General features: G+C 62.3%; 17 protein-coding genes. 8 read left to right on the top strand and 9 right to left on the bottom strand.

Annotated features, from left to right (window positions below; all coding sequences use genetic code 11):
• Positions 1-58 precede the first annotated feature (58 nt).
• From RYZ20_RS10200 to RYZ20_RS10185, 4 genes are all read left to right on the top strand, one after another.
• Positions 59-937: a TIGR01459 family HAD-type hydrolase gene (locus RYZ20_RS10200; protein WP_317673107.1), complete on the top strand. Its 879-nt coding sequence runs from the start codon at positions 59-61 to the stop codon at positions 935-937.
• A gap of 135 nt (positions 938-1,072) precedes the next feature.
• Positions 1,073-1,510: a MaoC family dehydratase gene (locus RYZ20_RS10195; protein ID WP_317673105.1), complete on the top strand. Its 438-nt coding sequence runs from the start codon at positions 1,073-1,075 to the stop codon at positions 1,508-1,510.
• 41 nt (positions 1,511-1,551) lie between these two features.
• Positions 1,552-2,487 carry a bifunctional riboflavin kinase/FAD synthetase gene (locus RYZ20_RS10190; RefSeq protein WP_317673103.1) on the top strand — a complete coding sequence of 312 codons (936 nt, stop codon included), beginning with the start codon at positions 1,552-1,554 and terminating at the stop codon, positions 2,485-2,487.
• Positions 2,484-2,930 (top strand): YcgN family cysteine cluster protein, encoded by a 447-nt coding sequence (locus tag RYZ20_RS10185; RefSeq protein ID WP_317673102.1) that lies wholly within the window; start codon positions 2,484-2,486, stop codon positions 2,928-2,930. The genes RYZ20_RS10190 and RYZ20_RS10185 overlap by 4 nt, the downstream gene beginning before the upstream one ends.
• 61 nt (positions 2,931-2,991) lie before the next feature.
• Here RYZ20_RS10185 and RYZ20_RS10180 read toward each other — a convergent pair whose 3' ends face one another.
• The gene (locus RYZ20_RS10180; RefSeq protein WP_317673100.1) at positions 2,992-3,807 is read right to left on the bottom strand and encodes an alpha/beta fold hydrolase; all 816 of its coding nucleotides are present in this window, start codon (positions 3,805-3,807) and stop codon (positions 2,992-2,994) included.
• On the bottom strand, positions 3,807-4,406 hold the full coding sequence (locus tag RYZ20_RS10175; protein ID WP_317673098.1) for a 2-hydroxychromene-2-carboxylate isomerase: 600 nt from the start codon (positions 4,404-4,406) through the stop codon (positions 3,807-3,809). The genes RYZ20_RS10180 and RYZ20_RS10175 overlap by 1 nt, the downstream gene beginning before the upstream one ends.
• A gap of 116 nt (positions 4,407-4,522) precedes the next feature.
• Here RYZ20_RS10175 and RYZ20_RS10170 point away from each other — a divergent pair, with 116 nt between their 5' ends.
• Positions 4,523-5,542: a ribose-phosphate pyrophosphokinase gene (locus RYZ20_RS10170; protein ID WP_317673096.1), complete on the top strand. Its 1,020-nt coding sequence runs from the start codon at positions 4,523-4,525 to the stop codon at positions 5,540-5,542.
• 69 nt (positions 5,543-5,611) lie between these two features.
• Here the strand turns inward: RYZ20_RS10170 and RYZ20_RS10165 are convergent, their stop codons facing one another.
• The 3 genes from RYZ20_RS10165 to RYZ20_RS10155 all read right to left on the bottom strand — a co-directional run bounded on the left by RYZ20_RS10165 (position 5,612) and on the right by RYZ20_RS10155 (position 7,442).
• A complete protein-coding gene (locus RYZ20_RS10165) occupies positions 5,612-6,676 on the bottom strand; it encodes a 5-(carboxyamino)imidazole ribonucleotide synthase (protein WP_317673095.1) in 1,065 nt (354 codons plus the stop codon).
• Positions 6,669-7,154, bottom strand: coding sequence for a 5-(carboxyamino)imidazole ribonucleotide mutase (gene purE, locus RYZ20_RS10160; protein WP_317673093.1), 486 nt, complete (start codon positions 7,152-7,154; stop codon positions 6,669-6,671). The genes RYZ20_RS10165 and purE overlap by 8 nt, the downstream gene beginning before the upstream one ends.
• 69 nt (positions 7,155-7,223) lie before the next feature.
• Complete coding sequence (locus RYZ20_RS10155; protein WP_317673091.1) at positions 7,224-7,442, bottom strand: YdcH family protein; 219 nt, start codon at positions 7,440-7,442, stop codon at positions 7,224-7,226.
• Positions 7,443-7,657: 215 nt separating this feature from the next.
• Between RYZ20_RS10155 and RYZ20_RS10150 the strand changes: the two genes are divergently transcribed.
• Together RYZ20_RS10150 and RYZ20_RS10145 are read left to right on the top strand one after the other, a co-directional pair.
• Positions 7,658-8,071: an Hsp20 family protein gene (locus RYZ20_RS10150; protein ID WP_317673089.1), complete on the top strand. Its 414-nt coding sequence runs from the start codon at positions 7,658-7,660 to the stop codon at positions 8,069-8,071.
• A gap of 8 nt (positions 8,072-8,079) precedes the next feature.
• Positions 8,080-8,307: a DUF1150 family protein gene (locus RYZ20_RS10145; RefSeq protein WP_317673087.1), complete on the top strand. Its 228-nt coding sequence runs from the start codon at positions 8,080-8,082 to the stop codon at positions 8,305-8,307.
• Here RYZ20_RS10145 and RYZ20_RS10140 read toward each other — a convergent pair.
• Both RYZ20_RS10140 and trxB read right to left on the bottom strand, forming a co-directional pair.
• Positions 8,294-9,352 (bottom strand): Hint domain-containing protein, encoded by a 1,059-nt coding sequence (locus RYZ20_RS10140; RefSeq protein WP_317673085.1) that lies wholly within the window; start codon positions 9,350-9,352, stop codon positions 8,294-8,296. The two genes, RYZ20_RS10145 and RYZ20_RS10140, sit on opposite strands and share 14 nt — an antisense overlap.
• Positions 9,353-9,463: 111 nt before the next feature.
• Entirely contained in the window at positions 9,464-10,405 is a 942-nt protein-coding gene (gene trxB, locus RYZ20_RS10135; protein WP_317673083.1) for a thioredoxin-disulfide reductase, read from the bottom strand.
• Between the two features lie 163 nt (positions 10,406-10,568).
• Here trxB and RYZ20_RS10130 point away from each other — a divergent pair, with 163 nt between their 5' ends.
• Complete coding sequence (locus RYZ20_RS10130; protein ID WP_317673081.1) at positions 10,569-11,069, top strand: Lrp/AsnC family transcriptional regulator; 501 nt, start codon at positions 10,569-10,571, stop codon at positions 11,067-11,069.
• Positions 11,070-11,094: 25 nt separating this feature from the next.
• Here RYZ20_RS10130 and RYZ20_RS10125 read toward each other — a convergent pair whose 3' ends face one another.
• A complete protein-coding gene (locus tag RYZ20_RS10125; RefSeq protein WP_317673079.1) occupies positions 11,095-12,069 on the bottom strand; it encodes a Gfo/Idh/MocA family protein in 975 nt (324 codons plus the stop codon).
• 123 nt (positions 12,070-12,192) lie between these two features.
• Positions 12,193-13,092: an RNA polymerase sigma factor RpoH gene (gene rpoH / locus RYZ20_RS10120; RefSeq protein ID WP_317673077.1), complete on the bottom strand. Its 900-nt coding sequence runs from the start codon at positions 13,090-13,092 to the stop codon at positions 12,193-12,195.
• Positions 13,093-13,235: the final 143 nt, after the last annotated feature.

Below are 13,235 nucleotides of genomic sequence, written 5' to 3'. Positions count from 1 at the left end.
TGCCTCTGCCCTGAAAGCGCCGCATAAACGGGCGGCAACCGATCAGAAAGGCCAGCCCATGACCCGCCTCATCCACTCGCTCGCCGATATTGCCGCCCCCTATGACGCGCTGTTTTGCGATCTTTGGGGCTGTTTGCACAACGGCGTGGCTCCCTTTCCCGAGGCGGTCGAGGCGCTACAGAATTTCCGCAAGATCGGCGGCACGGTCGTGCTGTTGACCAACGCGCCGCGCCCCGCGCGGTTCGTGCAGGCGTCGCTGGACAAAATGGGTGTGCCGCAGGATTGCTATGACCTCATCGTGTCTTCGGGCGATGCGGCGCAGGATGCGATGTTGGCCGGTGCAGTCGGGCGCAAGGTCTGGCATCTGGGGCCGGAAAAGGACGACGGTTTCTTCTCCGAAATCCCGCCCGAATGGCAGGGGCAGGCGGGTGTCGAGCGGGTGTCTTTTGAAGACGCCGAGGGTATCATCTGCACTGGTCCCTTCGACGAGATCGCCGAAGTCCCCGAGGATTACCGCGCACGCTTTTTGATGGCGAAGACGCGCGGTCTGCCGCTTCTGTGCGCGAACCCGGATATTGTTGTCGACCTTGGGGACCGCCGGATTTATTGTGCGGGCGCCCTGGCTGCATTGTATGAGGAAATGGGGGGCGAGACGCTTTATTTCGGCAAACCGCATCCGCCGATATACGATCTGGCACGGCGCAAGCTGGCTACTATTGGCCTGCCCGACGATGCGCGTATTCTGGCGGTGGGCGACGGGATCAATACCGATGTCGCGGGCGCGATGGGTGAGGGGATCGACGCGCTCTTTGTGACCAGCGGTCTGGCGCATGACCAGTTCGGCCCCGATGTCGAGGCGCCCGAGCCGGAACTGCTCCGCTCCTGGCTGGCGATGCGCCAGAAAGAGCCGCTGTATAGCATCGCCCGCCTGCGATAAAGCGGATCGGAAAATCGTCGCGCAATAAAGTTCCAATATTGATACATATTGGGAAAATTTATTGCGCAAGCATATTGCGTGATTGCGCCCCTCCATGCTATGCCGCTGCGCAGCAAATCTTTCGGGGAGGGCGCCATGCGCGACGAAATCCAGACCGGCACGATCTATCTTGAGGACCTTGAGGTCGGCCTGAAACGCAGCCTGCGAAAGGTCATCACCGACCGCGATATTGAACTCTTCGCCGAGGTTTCGACCGACCACAATCCGGTGCACCTTGATCAAGCCTATGCGGAAGGCACCATGTTCAAGGGGCGCATCGCGCATGGGATGCTGACGGCGGGGCTGATCTCGGCGGTGATCGGCGAGCAGCTTCCCGGTCACGGCACGATCTATCTGGCGCAAAGCCTCAAGTTCATGGCGCCGGTGCGTCCGGGCGACGAGGTGCTGGCCGAGGTCTCGGTTCTGGCGATTGACGAAAAGCGTCGTCGTGTCACCCTTGAAACCCAGTGCTCGGTGGGCGATACGGTTGTGCTGAAGGGCGAAGCGCAGGTTCTGGCGCCTTCGCGCAACTGAAACGGCCGGCGGCCTCGCCGGTAGGCGAGGATTGCAAGACGATGCAGACGAGCTTCCACTGGAAGGACATGGACAAGGCCGCGCGGGGCGCGTCGGTCGCCATGGGCAATTTCGACGGTCTGCATCTGGGGCACCAGTCGGTGATTGATCTGGCGCGGGGCTATGGCGCGCCGCTTGGGATTATCACGTTTGAACCGCACCCGCGTGAATATTTCGCCCCCGACGCGCCGCCGTTTCGCCTGATGAACCGCGAGGCGCGCGCGCACCGGCTTGAGAAATTCGGCGTCGCGCAGTTGTATGAGCTGCCCTTCGACGCCGAGCTTGCCGCGATGACGCCCGAGCAATTCGTGCAAGAGGTTCTGGCCGAGGGCTTGGGCGTTGTGCATGTGGCCGTTGGCGGCGACTTCCGCTTCGGCAAGGGGCGTGCGGCGGGTTCGGCGGAGCTGATTGAACTTTGCCGCGCGCGGGGCATCGAAGTGACGATCGCGCCGCTGTTGCATCATGCGGGCGTCGAGATTTCCTCGACCGCGATCCGCAACGCGCTGGCAGAGGGCCGCCCGCAGGATGCCAAGGCCATGCTGGGCCACCTGCACCGGATCGAGGGCGAGGTGATCCACGGCCAGAAACAGGGCCGCGTGCTGGGCTTCCCGACCGCCAATATGGCTGTGGACGGGCTGCACCTGCCGAAACTGGGCGTCTATGCGGTGAAATGCGATGTTCTTTCGGGGCCGCATGAGGGCAGCTATCTGGGCGCGGCAAACCTTGGGATTTCGCCGATGTTCGAGGGGCGCAAGCCCTCGCTTGAGACCTATCTCTTTGATTTCGAGGGCGACATTTACGGCACGCATATCTCGGTCGCGCTGGTCGAGTTCCTGCGCCCTGAACTCAAACTGTCGAACCTTGATGCGCTGATCGACCAGATGCAGGTCGATTGCACCCGCGCGCGCGAAATTCTGACCGGGGTGGACTACGCATGAGCCTGCGCCCGAAGTTCTGGGAACTCCCCGTCCGCGACCTGACCAAGGACGAATGGGAGGCGCTGTGCGATGGTTGCGGCAAGTGCTGTCTGAACAAGATCGAGTTCGAGGACACGAACGAGCTGGCCTTCACGCGCGTTGCTTGCAAGCTGTTGGACGGGGAAACCTGCCGCTGCATGAAATACGAGACGCGCCACCGTTATGTGCCTGAATGTGTGACGCTTTCGCCCGACAAGATCGACGACATCGCCTATTGGATGCCCGACACCTGCGCCTATCGGCTGCGCTACGACGACGAGCCTTTGCCCGAGTGGCACTACCTGATCTCAGGCTCCACCGAGGCGGTGCATGAGGCGGGTGAATCCGTGCGCGGCTGGACGGTCTCTGAGGCCGTCATCCCCGAGGAGGATTGGGAGGATTACATCATCCCCCCGCTCGCCTGACGCCTTTTTCAACGCCTGTTCGAAGCGCGCAAAACCGGGGTTCCGTTTTGCGCAACAGGTTTCAGGACCGCTCCAGGTTCATTGCGATCAGCTCGGTCAGTTGCGCGCTATGCGTGACCGGGATCATGTGACCCGCGCCCGGAATGCAGGCAACGCCCACATCCGCAATCCGTGCCGCGATCGCCTCGGCCACGACCGGCATGATCGGCGGCGAGGCGTCGCCATGCACGATCATCACCGGCGCGTCGATCCCTTCCATGCCGCCCTCGCGGGTAATCCGGCCCGGATCTTCAAAGTTCGCCGTCGAGATGTTGCCCACCATCGGCATCTGCTGGATGAAGCGCGCGCGCTGATGTTCGGGCAGCGCCTCCCACGGGACGCCCGCGCCCCAGTCGTGCATGAAGGCACGCGCGGCTTTTTCCAGATCGCCCTCGGCAATCATCTGCTCCAGATGGTCCTGTTTCGCGCGGAGCGTTTGCCATTCGGGGTGCGCGTGATCCACGGCGGCGAACAGCACAGGCTCGACAAGGGTCAGGGATCGCACGGCCTCGGGCGCGCCAACGGCAATACGCAGCGCGACCGAGGCGCCAAAACTGTGGCCGATCAGATCAACGGGGCGGTCGATAAAGCTGGCGGCGATGCGGGTGACAAGCGCCTGAAACGCACCCGCCTCGGCGCCGGTGGCATCCCATTCGGCGCTTTGGCCGTGGTTGGGCTGGTCGAAGGCCGTGGCACTTATTTGCGCGCCCAAAGGCTCCAGCACCGGCTTCCACAGGCTTGACGCGCCAAGCGTGCAGTGGATCGCAAGGGCAGGGCGCTCACCCGTGCCGATCTCTTGCCAGAAAACCTGTTGTCCCTGCCGCGTATCCAGCGCCATCAGAGCGCCCCCAGATGCGCGTCCAGCAGGGCCAGACGGTCCTGCCCCCAGAACCGCTCGTCGGTCTCGCGCACGATATAGAAGGGCGCGCCAAAGACGCCGCGCTCGACCGCTTCGTCGAGGTTTTTTTCATAAGCGATGGCCCCGTCAAAAAGCCCCGTCGTCACCAGATTGCCGTCAAAGCCGTTCGCCTCAAGCTCGGCACGGATCACATCGTCTTGCGAGATGTCGCGGTCGTGCTCCCACAGGGCGGCCATGATGCCGTTCACCAGCCCCGCCAGATTGCCGCCGCCCGCCTTTTGCGCGGCAATGATCGTGTAAGAGGCCGGGGCAGGGTTGGGCGGATAGATCGTCGGCTGGAACACCATCGGCATATCCAGATGCGCCGACCAGCGTTTAAGCTCTTGCATCCGGTAGGCCATGCGGTTCGGATGACGCACCGCAGGACGGGTTCCGCCCGTGCGGTCGAACAGCGCCATCACATCAAGCGGCTTGTAGGTAACGCTCGCCCCGTGGCGCGCGGCGATTTCCTCAAATCGCGGCCCCCCAAAGTATGTCCACGGAGAAAAAACGGAGAAAAAATAGTCTAAATGGGCCATTTGCCGTGCCTCGTGCGCGCGTGACGTTTGCCCGCACGCTAGCCCAGTGCTAAGCGAGGGGCAATCATGCGAATCCCCGCCGGACGCTGCGTTCCGGCCAACCAGGAAGTTGCCCGATGCCTGCCATGACCGAACCGAAACTGATGTCCGGGAACGCGAATAAAGCGCTCGCCCAAGCCATTGCCCGCCGCATGTCGATGCACCGCGGCATGTCCGTGGGGCTGGTCGATGCCCGCGTCGAGCGCTTCAACGATCAGGAGATCTTTGTCGAGGTCTACGAGAACGTGCGCGGCGAGGATATGTATATCATCCAGTCGACCTCGAACCCGGCGAACGATAACCTGATGGAACTCTTGATCATGGCGGATGCGCTGCGCCGGTCGTCGGCAGATCGCATTACCGCAGTCATTCCCTATTTCGGCTACGCACGTCAGGACCGCCGCGCCAAGGCCCGCACGCCGATTTCGGCCAAGCTGGTGGCGAACCTGCTGACCGAGGCAGGTGTTGACCGCGTTCTGACGCTGGATCTGCACGCGACGCAGATTCAGGGCTTCTTCGATATTCCGGTGGATAACCTGTATGCCGCGCCGGTCTTCGCGCTGGACGTTCTGCACCACTTCAAGGGGCAGCTTGACGACGTGATGGTGATCTCGCCCGACGTCGGCGGTGTGGCGCGTGCGCGCGAGCTGGCCAAACGGATCGGTGCGCCGCTTGCGATCGTGGACAAGCGCCGCGAAAAGGCGGGCGAAGTTGCCGGCATGACCGTGATCGGCGACGTGACGGGCAAGAAATGTATCATCGTGGACGACATCTGCGACACCGCCGGGACGCTGTGCAAGGCGGCTGAAACCCTGATGGAGGCGGGCGCGACCGAGGTTCACTCCTACATCACCCACGGTGTTCTGTCGGGTCCGGCGGTGGAGCGTATCTCGAAATCGGTGATGAAATCGCTGGTGATTACGGACTCGATCCAGCCGACAGAAGCGGTTCTGGCCTGCCCGAATATCCGCATCGTGCCGACCGCGCCGATGTTTGCCCAGGCGATCCTGAATACCTGGTCGGGCACCTCGGTATCGTCGCTCTTCGAGACCGACACGCTGACCCCGATCTACGAAGGCATGTATTCAAGCCGCTGATCACAGGCGACCATAACGACGAAAGGGAGGGCAATTGCCCTCCCTTTTTATGTGCGCGCCTGTCAGGGCTTAGCGGATAAAGTTCACATGGCCCATCTTGCGGCCGGGCTTGGCCTCGGCCTTGCCGTAAAGATGGATTTGCGCCTTGGCGGTATTGGCCAGCTCCGGCACGCGGTCGATGTCGTCGCCGATCAGGTTCAGCATCTCGACATCGGCATAGCGCCCGCCATCGCCCAAGGGCCAGCCAGCCACGGCGCGGATGTGTTGTTCGAACTGGTCAACCGTGCAACCCGCCTGTGTCCAGTGGCCCGAGTTATGCACGCGCGGCGCGATCTCGTTCACCACAAGACCCTTCGGCGTGACGAACAGCTCGACCCCCATCACGCCGACATAGTCCAGCGCATTGAGGATACGCGCGGCCATCAGAACCGCATCCGTGCGCAGCGCCTCGGAGACGCGGGCAGGGACGGTCGTGGTGTGCAGGATGCCGGATTTATGGACATTCTCACCCGGATCAAAACAGGCGACCTGCCCGTTGATGCCCCGCGCCGCGATGACCGAAATCTCCATCGAGAACTCGATAAACCCTTCAAGGATCGAAGGCGCACCGGCCATGTCGGTCAGCGCTGCGGCCGCGTCATCGGCGCGCGTCAAGCGGGCCTGCCCCTTGCCGTCATAGCCAAAACGGCGGGTTTTCAGGATCGCGGGGGTGCCGATCTCGGCAACCGCCTCGGCCATATCCTCGGCGTCGTCCACGGCGGCAAAAGGCGCCGTCGTCAGGCCCAGATCGTTCAGGAATGCCTTTTCGACCAGACGGTCCTGACTGACCGCCAGCGCCTTGCGGTTGGGGCGAATGGGACGCAGGCTTTCGAGCAGGTCCAGCGCCGAGGTTGGGATGTTCTCGAATTCATAGGTGATGACATCGACGCCCGCGGCAAAGGCGCGCAGCGCGGCCTCGTCCTCATAGGCGGCGGTGATGACCTTCTCGGCGACATGGCCCGCAGGCGGGGCGGCACCCGGCTCGAAGATGTGGCATTTGAACCCAAGCCGCGAGGCCGCAACCGAGAGCATCCGCCCCAGTTGCCCGCCGCCCAGAATACCGATGGTCGCGCCTGCGTGGAGCATCTCAGTCATCGGCAGGCTCGTCGGGGATAGAGGCCGACAGGGCATCACGCCAGGTATCAAGGCGGCGCGCCAGATCGGCATCGTTGATCGCCAGAATGCCCGCCGCCATCAGGCCCGCATTCGCAGCACCCGCCGCGCCAATGGCCATCGTTGCGACCGGAAAACCCTTGGGCATCTGAACAATCGAATACAGGCTGTCCACGCCCGAAAGCGCGCGCGTCTGAACCGGCACACCGATCACCGGAATACGGGTTTTGGACGCCATCATGCCGGGCAGGTGAGCCGCCCCGCCAGCACCGGCGATAATCACATGCAGCCCGCGCTCGGCAGCGGTTTTGCCATAGTGCCACAGGCGGTCGGGCGTGCGGTGGGCCGACACGATCTTTTTCTCGTAGGCAATGCCCAACTCGTCAAGGATGTCTGCTGCTTCGCGCATGGTGGGCCAGTCCGACTGGCTGCCCATGATGATTCCGACTTTCACGCCCATTTTCGTCCCCTCAAGGTGGAGCGCGCACTATAGGCATAAGCCCCGTCTGGGCAAGCCCCGAGGGGCGTTTCAGGCAATGATGTCGGGGGTTAGCTGGTCTTCAAGGCGCGCGATTTCGTCCTTGAGGGCGAGTTTTTGCTTCTTCAGCCGCACAAGGCGCAACTGGTCGGGGTGACGCGACTCGATCAGGGCGTGGATTGCCTCGTCAAGGTCACGGTGTTCGCGCTGGAGCACCTTGAGTTTCAGACGGAGCACCTCTTCCGGGTCCATTTCGATATGCGCGTTCATATCCGGCTTCCGATTTGTCGAAGTCATTATGGCACGACTCGGTCGCGCCATAATCCTTAATAACGCAAACACAGGCGCTTGCGGGGAAAATCTGCAATCGTTCCTAACGGGGCTGCCCCTTGCGGGCGGCGGGGCTTGCCCCCATATTCGGGGGACGGGTCGCCAGAGTGTGGGGCCAGAACCGAGGCAATGTCGCTTCAACAAGGACTTGCGAAATGACGAAGCTGAATATCGGGGCGCATCCCTACCTGCTGGGGTTTGACCAGCTGGAACGGCTGGTCGAGCGGACGGTGAAGTCCGGCTCGGACGCCTATCCGCCCTATAATATCGAACAATCCGCCGAGGACATCTTCCGTATCACGCTGGCGGTCGCGGGCTTTGCCGAGGCCGATCTGGCGATCACGATGGAAGACCGCGCGCTGGTGATCCGTGGTCGTCAGGGCGAGGACCAGAACGAGCGCGTGTTCCTCCATCGCGGCATTGCCGCGCGCGCGTTCCAGCGTAGTTTCGTGCTGGCTGACGGGGTCGAGGTCTCGGGCGCGAGCATGGAAAACGGGCTTTTGCACATCGACCTGCGCCGCGCGCAGCCCGACCCGGTTGTGCAGACCATTCCGATCCAGCGTAGATAGGGGCCGATATGGACGAGAAATTCGATTTCGGCACATCGGCGGAGGACCAGATCGTCTATGTGCGCCCCGTGTCAGTGCATGACCTTCCCGAAGAGGTGCAGGCCGAACTGGAGGGTGTCGAGACGCTCTATGCGGTTCACGATTCCAACGGCGAGCGGCTGGCAATTGTGCGTGACCGCGCGCTGGCCTTTGTGATCGCGCGCCAGAACGATCTGGCCCCTGTCAGTGTTCACTGAGAACCGGATGGCGGGGCGGTCGCGCCGGTGCTGTCGGGGCCGCTGACCCCTCCAAGTGTTTCAGCGCGCGCCGTTTCAGGAACGGGCGCGCGTCGGGGCCATAGCTGTCGGGCGCGTGAATGAGCCGTGGGAATATCGCACAGATTTGCTCCCACGATTGACGCGAGAGGACGCGGCGCGCTTGCGGACCCAGCCACAGGCTCTCGACGGCAAGGCCTTCGGCATAGATGATCTCGTGCCGGTCAAATAGCAGATGGATATAGATCACGAAGGGTCGCGGAGCGCTGCGGATACTCGTGCCGTTGACCAGATGCTTGGTGGTTGCCAGCACCTCGGTTCCGGCGAGAAGCAGGACGCGATGCTGCGGCGAGAGGCAAAGCGCCTGATGCTCCCCGAAGGTGCCCGCCGCGATCCGCACCGGCGCATTTTTTCCGACGCCAGCCACGCGGCGCATCCCGACCCAACGTAATGCCTGAAATCCGCGATCCCGCGTGAGCACCATGTCGCCCGGACGCAACGTCTCGATCCGTTGCGGCCCGTCGGCAGTTTCGATCAGGGTTCCCGCGACAAAGCAGACGAAAGGTTGGTCGACCGATGCTGTGTAGACGCCGTCATATTCGATGCCGTCCCAGGTGCCCAAGGTGATGCTTTCCACTTGTGCATGGTTTGTTCCTGCGGGGAGAGAGTTGTCATGGATACGCGCGCCCCATGTGCCATCGGTGAACAGGGTGACGATGATATTGCAGTTGGAATAGGTGACCCCGCCGATAACCACGGTCGAGTTTGAGTAGACGGAAACTTCCTGCGGATAGAGCGTCAGCGAGGGGGCGAAGATATATTCATCGGGCTGAGGCGCTGCGACATCGTCGGTGTCGTAGTCATAGATGACGCCATCACTGTTCGCGTCGCGGATTGTGAACTCGGCATAGGTTGCCGGATCGACCGACATGCCATTGCCGTTCGAGGTAAGGTTATCCTGATTTGCGGCGCTGTATCCGGGCCAGGGTGTGCCTGAATACCAGCCCCAGCTTGCGATGTCTGCCATAGCTCAATCCGTCGCGGGTCTTTGACCTTGCGTAACTCAAAAACCTTAACGCGCGGTTTCCCATGACAGAGATCGGGGCGGCCCGCGCGGGTGGGCTGCCCGGTTTGGGGATCAGTCCTGCTCGGCCAGCCAGCGTTCCGCATCAAGCGCGGCCATACAGCCCATGCCAGCCGAGGTGACAGCCTGCCGATAGGTGTGGTCCGTCAGGTCACCAGCGGCAAACACACCCTCGATCGAGGTGTGGGTGGTGCCCGGCTCGACCCAGACATAGCCGCCCGAATGCAGCTTGAGCTGGTCTTTCACCAGTTCCGAGGCGGGTGCATGGCCGATTGCCACGAAGAAGCCGTCGCAAGGAACGATGCTTTCTTCGCCGGTTTTCACGTTTTTCGCGCGCACGCCGGTGACGCCAAGAGGGGCTTCGGTGCCGACGACTTCCTCGACGGTGGTGTCCCACATGACTTCGATCTTCGGGTTCTTGAACAGGCGGTCTTGCAGGATCTTTTCGGACCGCAGGCTATCGCGGCGGTGGATCAGCGTCACTTTCGAGGCGAAGTTGGTCAGGAACAGCGCTTCTTCGACGGCCGTATTGCCGCCGCCGATCACCACGACCTCGCGCCCGCGATAGAAGAACCCGTCGCAGGTGGCGCAGGCGGAGACGCCAAAGCCCTTGAATTTTTCCTCAGACGGCAGCCCCAGCCAACGCGCCTGCGCGCCGGTGGCCAGAATGATCGCATCGGCCTCGTAGGTGGTGCCCGAATCGCCATAGGCGGTGAAGGGGCGCTTCGACAGGTCGAGCGAGGTGATATAGTCGGTCAGAACCTCGGCGCCCATCGCCTTGGCGTGGGCCTCCATCTTGACCATCAGGTCCGGGCCTTGAATTTCGGTCTCGCCGGGCCAGTTCTCGACCTCGGTGGTGATGGTCAACTGGCCGCCCGGCTGAAGGCCTTGCACCAGAACCGGCTCCAGCATCGCGCGCGAGGAATAGACCGCCGCGGTATAGCCCGCCGGGCCGGACCCGATAATCAGAACCTTGGTTTTCTTCGTCTCGCTCATGCCGCTCTCCTGAAATTCTGCCCGACTGATATAGACAGCCGGGGCGCCCGCGAAAAGGGGGGTGTTAGCGGTGCGAATTGCTCTTGCGGGCGCTTGCGCGAAATATTATTGCGCATTGCGCTGCGTATCGCTAAGTTTCGCGCAATCACGAAAAGGAACCCCCATGGCCACCAATAAGCTGGACGAAATCGACCGCAAGATTTTGGCCGAGCTACAGGCAGACGGTCGCATGACCAACGTCGAGCTGGCCAAACGTGTGGGGATTTCCGCGCCGCCCTGTCTGCGCCGCGTGCGCACGCTGGAGGAGGCGGGTTATATTCGTGGCTACCATGCCGATGTGAACCCGCGCGAGCTGGGGTTCGAGGTGCAGGTGTTCGCGATGGTGCGTCTGCATAGCCAAGCGGAATCCGATCTGTCAGCGTTCGAGCAGCGCTGCCGCGACTGGCCGCTGGTGCGCGAGTGCCATATGCTGAACGGCGAGATCGACTTTATCCTGAAATGCACCTCGCCCGATCTGTCCAGCTTTCAAAGCTTCCTGACCGAGGAATTGCTCAAGGCGGATAACGTGGCGAATGTAAAAACCTCGCTGGTGATCCGCTGCGCCAAGGATGAACCGGGCGTGCCCTTCGACGTGCTCGAAGACCGGCTGGCGCGTCAGGCGTAAGGGGGCGTTTTCGCCCCCCGCTGGTTTAGAGTTCCGACGCCAGAACCATGTCGATCATCGCTTGCCCCGCGCGCGCGTCTTCCAGCGTCCACGGATAGGGCGCGCCCTCGCGGATGTGGCGCCCGAAGGCCTCGACCTGCAGCACATACTGGTTCACGCCCGGATAGCGGATCTCGCAATCGGGCTGCCCGTCGCGCGCCAGAACGATGCGCGCCTCGCCAAACACCCCCGCGTTATAGGGCACATGGACGTGGATCGAGCCTGTGTCGCCCTGAAACACAGCCAACTGCCGTTTCGCCAGCCGCGTCGAGGTCATCGCGCCATAGGTAAAGCGGCCCTGCGGCCCCTCCATCTCGCCGATCACCTGCGCCAGCGTGTCGACGCCGTTCTCGCGCCGGATCACCGAATGCATCCGAACCGGCTCGGCCCGCGCCGCAAAGCGCACCGAGGAATAGGCATAGACGCCAATATCGGGGATCGAGCCGCCGCCCGTTTCGGGCTTGTTACGGATATTCGCGGGGTCGGAGTTGCAAAAGCTGAACGCCACATCTGCGTGGCGCAGCGTGCCAATCTCGCCCGCGTCGAGCCAGTCGCGCACCTGCTGCCATTGCGGGTGATGCACGATCATATAGGCTTCTGTCGCGAAAAGGCCCGTTTCGTCACGCAGCGCAATCAGCGGGTCGATCTGCGCGGCCCGCAGCGCAAGGGGCTTTTCGCACAGCACATGCTTGCCCGCGCGCAAGGCCTTTTCGGCCCATTCCACATGCAGGTGGTTCGGAAGCGGAATGTAGACCGCCTCGATGTCCGGCTCGGCCAGCAACGCCTCATAGCTGTCATGCACGCGCAGATCCGGCGCGAAGTCCCGGAACCGCGTGGCCTTGTCGGGCGACGACGTGGCCAGCGCCGCCAGACGTGCGCCTTTGGCCGCATGGATGGCTGGCCCCATATGCTGAGCCGCGAAATTCGCCGCCCCCAAAATGCCCCAGTTAACCGGTTTCATGCGATCCTCCCGTTTGCGCTAACGTGCGTGACGCTAGCGCCTGCGCGGGAAAAGGGCAATCGCCCGCAAAAGGGAACGCCGCCCCGAAGGGCGGCGCAGGGGGAGGAAACTTGTGATGATGCATCAGGCCGGGATAGCCATGCCCTTTTCATGGGCAAGCGTGCGCATCTTGCCTTGCAGCTTTTCGAAGGCGCGCACCTCGATCTGGCGGATGCGTTCGCGCGAGACGCCGTATTGCTCGGAGAGTTCCTCAAGCGTTTTGGGTTCGTCCTGCAAGCGGCGCTGCATCAGAATGTCTTTCTCGCGGTCGTTCAGCACATCCATCGCGGCCAGCAGCATTTCGCGGCGAATCTCCAGTTCGTCCATCTCGGCGTAGGATTCGGCCGTATTCGCGTCCTCGTCCTCAAGCCAGTCCTGCCATTGCGCGGTGGAATCGCCGTCCGCCGAACCGACCTGGGCATTGAGCGACGCATCCGAGCCCGACAGCCGCCGGTTCATCGAGATCACCTCGTCCTCGGTCACGTTCAGATCATGCGCGATCTGCTTGACGTTATCGGGGTGAAGATCGCCCTCTTCATAGGCACCGATCTTGGCCTTGGCTTTGCGCAGGTTGAAAAACAGCTTCTTTTGCGCCGAGGTGGTGCCCAGTTTCACAAGGCTCCACGAGCGCAGGATATATTCCTGAATTGCCGCACGGATCCACCACATCGCATAGGTCGCAAGGCGGAAGCCCTTTTCGGGATCAAAGCGCTTCACCGCCTGCATCAGGCCGACATTTGCCTCGGAAATCACCTCGGCCTGTGGCAGGCCGTAGCCGCGATACCCCATCGCGATTTTCGCCGCGAGGCGCAGGTGCGAGGTCACCATCTTGTGGGCCGCGGTCGAATCCTGATGATCGACCCAACGCTTTGCCAGCATGTATTCCTCCTCGGGTTCGAGAAGGGGAAATTTGCGGATTTCCTGCATATAGCGGTTCAGCCCCTGTTCCGGGCTTGGCGCGGGCAAATTGGCATAGTTCGACATAGGCAACCTCTCTCCCTCACGAGGCATAACTTACATGGGGTGCACAGAGAACGGTTTCAAGGCTGGTTCATGTGCACCATTACAGGGTCGAACGGATGATGGGCGCGTTTCCGTCGCGCCTCAAGAGGGGATAACAGGTTTTT

The sequence above is a fragment of the Pseudothioclava alba genome (genome assembly GCF_033100795.1).
GTDB lineage: Bacteria > Pseudomonadota > Alphaproteobacteria > Rhodobacterales > Rhodobacteraceae > Pseudothioclava.
The sequence above is the reverse complement of the archived record's forward strand: the minus strand, read 5'-3'. Positions and strand labels throughout refer to the sequence as shown.

Excerpts from the sequence above, each read along its gene's own strand:
- RYZ20_RS10185 (WP_317673102.1), top strand. The coding sequence starts at position 2,484 with ATGAGCCTGCGCCCGAAGTTCTGGGAACTCCCCGTCCGCGACCTGACC.
- RYZ20_RS10170 (WP_317673096.1), top strand. The coding sequence starts at position 4,523 with ATGCCTGCCATGACCGAACCGAAACTGATGTCCGGGAACGCGAATAAA.
- RYZ20_RS10175 (WP_317673098.1), bottom strand. The coding sequence starts at position 4,406 with ATGGCCCATTTAGACTATTTTTTCTCCGTTTTTTCTCCGTGGACATAC.
- RYZ20_RS10155 (WP_317673091.1), bottom strand. The coding sequence starts at position 7,442 with ATGAACGCGCATATCGAAATGGACCCGGAAGAGGTGCTCCGTCTGAAA.
- RYZ20_RS10140 (WP_317673085.1), bottom strand. The coding sequence starts at position 9,352 with ATGGCAGACATCGCAAGCTGGGGCTGGTATTCAGGCACACCCTGGCCC.
- RYZ20_RS10190 (WP_317673103.1), top strand. The coding sequence starts at position 1,552 with ATGCAGACGAGCTTCCACTGGAAGGACATGGACAAGGCCGCGCGGGGC.
- RYZ20_RS10180 (WP_317673100.1), bottom strand. The coding sequence starts at position 3,807 with ATGGCGCTGGATACGCGGCAGGGACAACAGGTTTTCTGGCAAGAGATC.
- rpoH (WP_317673077.1), bottom strand. The coding sequence starts at position 13,092 with ATGTCGAACTATGCCAATTTGCCCGCGCCAAGCCCGGAACAGGGGCTG.
- RYZ20_RS10145 (WP_317673087.1), top strand. The coding sequence starts at position 8,080 with ATGGACGAGAAATTCGATTTCGGCACATCGGCGGAGGACCAGATCGTC.
- RYZ20_RS10200 (WP_317673107.1), top strand. The coding sequence starts at position 59 with ATGACCCGCCTCATCCACTCGCTCGCCGATATTGCCGCCCCCTATGAC.
- trxB (WP_317673083.1), bottom strand. The coding sequence starts at position 10,405 with ATGAGCGAGACGAAGAAAACCAAGGTTCTGATTATCGGGTCCGGCCCG.
- purE (WP_317673093.1), bottom strand. The coding sequence starts at position 7,154 with ATGGGCGTGAAAGTCGGAATCATCATGGGCAGCCAGTCGGACTGGCCC.
- RYZ20_RS10130 (WP_317673081.1), top strand. The coding sequence starts at position 10,569 with ATGGCCACCAATAAGCTGGACGAAATCGACCGCAAGATTTTGGCCGAG.
- RYZ20_RS10150 (WP_317673089.1), top strand. The coding sequence starts at position 7,658 with ATGACGAAGCTGAATATCGGGGCGCATCCCTACCTGCTGGGGTTTGAC.
- RYZ20_RS10165 (WP_317673095.1), bottom strand. The coding sequence starts at position 6,676 with ATGACTGAGATGCTCCACGCAGGCGCGACCATCGGTATTCTGGGCGGC.
- RYZ20_RS10195 (WP_317673105.1), top strand. The coding sequence starts at position 1,073 with ATGCGCGACGAAATCCAGACCGGCACGATCTATCTTGAGGACCTTGAG.
- RYZ20_RS10125 (WP_317673079.1), bottom strand. The coding sequence starts at position 12,069 with ATGAAACCGGTTAACTGGGGCATTTTGGGGGCGGCGAATTTCGCGGCT.